Annotated in this window: 2 protein-coding genes; both read left to right on the forward strand. The window is 65.1% G+C overall.

Annotation, left to right across the window (positions count from 1 at the left end):
- Positions 1 to 82 precede the first annotated feature (82 nt).
- Positions 83 to 1,174 carry an IS5 family transposase gene (locus BLR95_RS15370; RefSeq protein ID WP_092622144.1) on the forward strand — a complete coding sequence of 364 codons (1,092 nt, stop codon included), beginning with the start codon at positions 83 to 85 and terminating at the stop codon, positions 1,172 to 1,174.
- The gene (locus BLR95_RS15375; RefSeq protein WP_092622142.1) at positions 1,171 to 1,497 is read left to right on the forward strand and encodes a hypothetical protein; all 327 of its coding nucleotides are present in this window, start codon (positions 1,171 to 1,173) and stop codon (positions 1,495 to 1,497) included. Before BLR95_RS15370 ends, BLR95_RS15375 begins: the two co-directional genes overlap by 4 nt.
- Positions 1,498 to 1,513: the final 16 nt, after the last annotated feature.

The raw sequence follows: 1,513 nt of genomic DNA on the forward strand, positions 1-1,513 counted from the left end.
TAACAGGCTGTTGAAAAACCCGATGGCCCGCCGGGCTTGGGCATGATTCAATCTCGGACGATGGATTGCGTCCGAGGGAATGATGCGCGGGACGGACAAGCGATCAGGGGACCTGTTCTCCTACGTTGACCTGGAGAAGCGGGTGCGCCAAGGCCATCCGCTGCGACCGATCCGGGAGATGGCCAACACGGCACTGGCGGTGCTGTCGGCCGATTTTGCGGCGCTTTACTCGGGAATGGGGCGGCCATCCATCGCGCCGGAGATGCTGCTGCGGGCCATGCTGTTGCAGGCGTTCTACTCGATCCGCTCCGAGCGCCAGTTGATGGAGCGGCTGGAGTTCGACCTGCTGTTCCGCTGGTTCGTTGGCCTCGGCGTCGATGATCCAGCCTGGGATCACTCGACCTTTTCCAAGAACCGCGACCGTCTTCTGGAGGGTGACATTGCCGCCAAGTTCCTGGCCGCCGTGCTGTCCCAGCCCCGCGTGAAGCGGCTGCTGTCGAGCGAGCATTTCAGCGTGGACGGCACGCTGATCGAGGCATGGGCGTCGATGAAGAGCTTCAAGCCGAAGGGCGCCAGGGACGATGATGAGCAGGGCGGTGGCGGGCGCAACGCCTCGACCGATTTCCGGGGCGAGACGCGATCCAACGACACCCACGAGAGCACCACCGATCCCGACGCCATGCTCTACCGCAAGGGGTCGGGCATGGAGGCCAAGCTCTGCTTCATCGGCCACGGTCTGATGGAAAATCGCTCAGGTCTGATCGTCGATACCAGGCTCACCCGTGTCTCCGGCCATGCCGAGCGGTTGGCGGCTTTGGATATGATCGAGCCGCTGGCCGACCGCCCCCGTGCCATCACCCTGGGCGCGGACCGGGGCTACGATGCCGCCGACTTCGTTGAGGACCTGCGGACGCTCAACGTCCGGCCCCATGTGGCGCAGAACACCAACCGACGGCGCTCGGCCATCGACCGGCGCACCACACGGCACCCCGGCTATGCCGCCTCAATCCGCATCCGCAAGCGCATCGAGGAAGCCTTCGGCTGGATCAAGACGGTCGCCGGGATGCGCAAGACCAAGCTGCGCGGCCTGGACAAGGTGGAATGGGCCTTCGCCTTCACCGCCGCCGCCTACAACCTCGTGCGACTGCCGAAGCTGCTGGCGGTATCGCCATGAGCCGCCCCGCCGACTGCCAAATCCTCGGCCGCTGGCGGATCGTCGAGAACGACACTTGGGACGACGACTGTCTCGACCTCGTCGATCCGGCCGCCATCCTCTTCGAGCCGGATGGACGCGGCGAATTCGCCTTCGGCTGTATCCAAGCGGGTATGGACCTCGAATACGGCCGCACCATCGTCTTCTTCCGCTGGGCCGGCTGCGATGAAGGCGACGAGGTGACCGGCTCAGGCTCGGCCGAAGTGACCGACGACGGAGCCCTCCAAATCGAACTCTCCTTCGACAACGCCGACGAGGCCGTCCTCACCGCGCGCCGCGAGTGACTTCTTCAACAGCCTG

It is taken from the genome of Roseospirillum parvum (assembly GCF_900100455.1).
GTDB classification, from domain to species: domain Bacteria; phylum Pseudomonadota; class Alphaproteobacteria; order Rhodospirillales; family Rhodospirillaceae; genus Roseospirillum; species Roseospirillum parvum.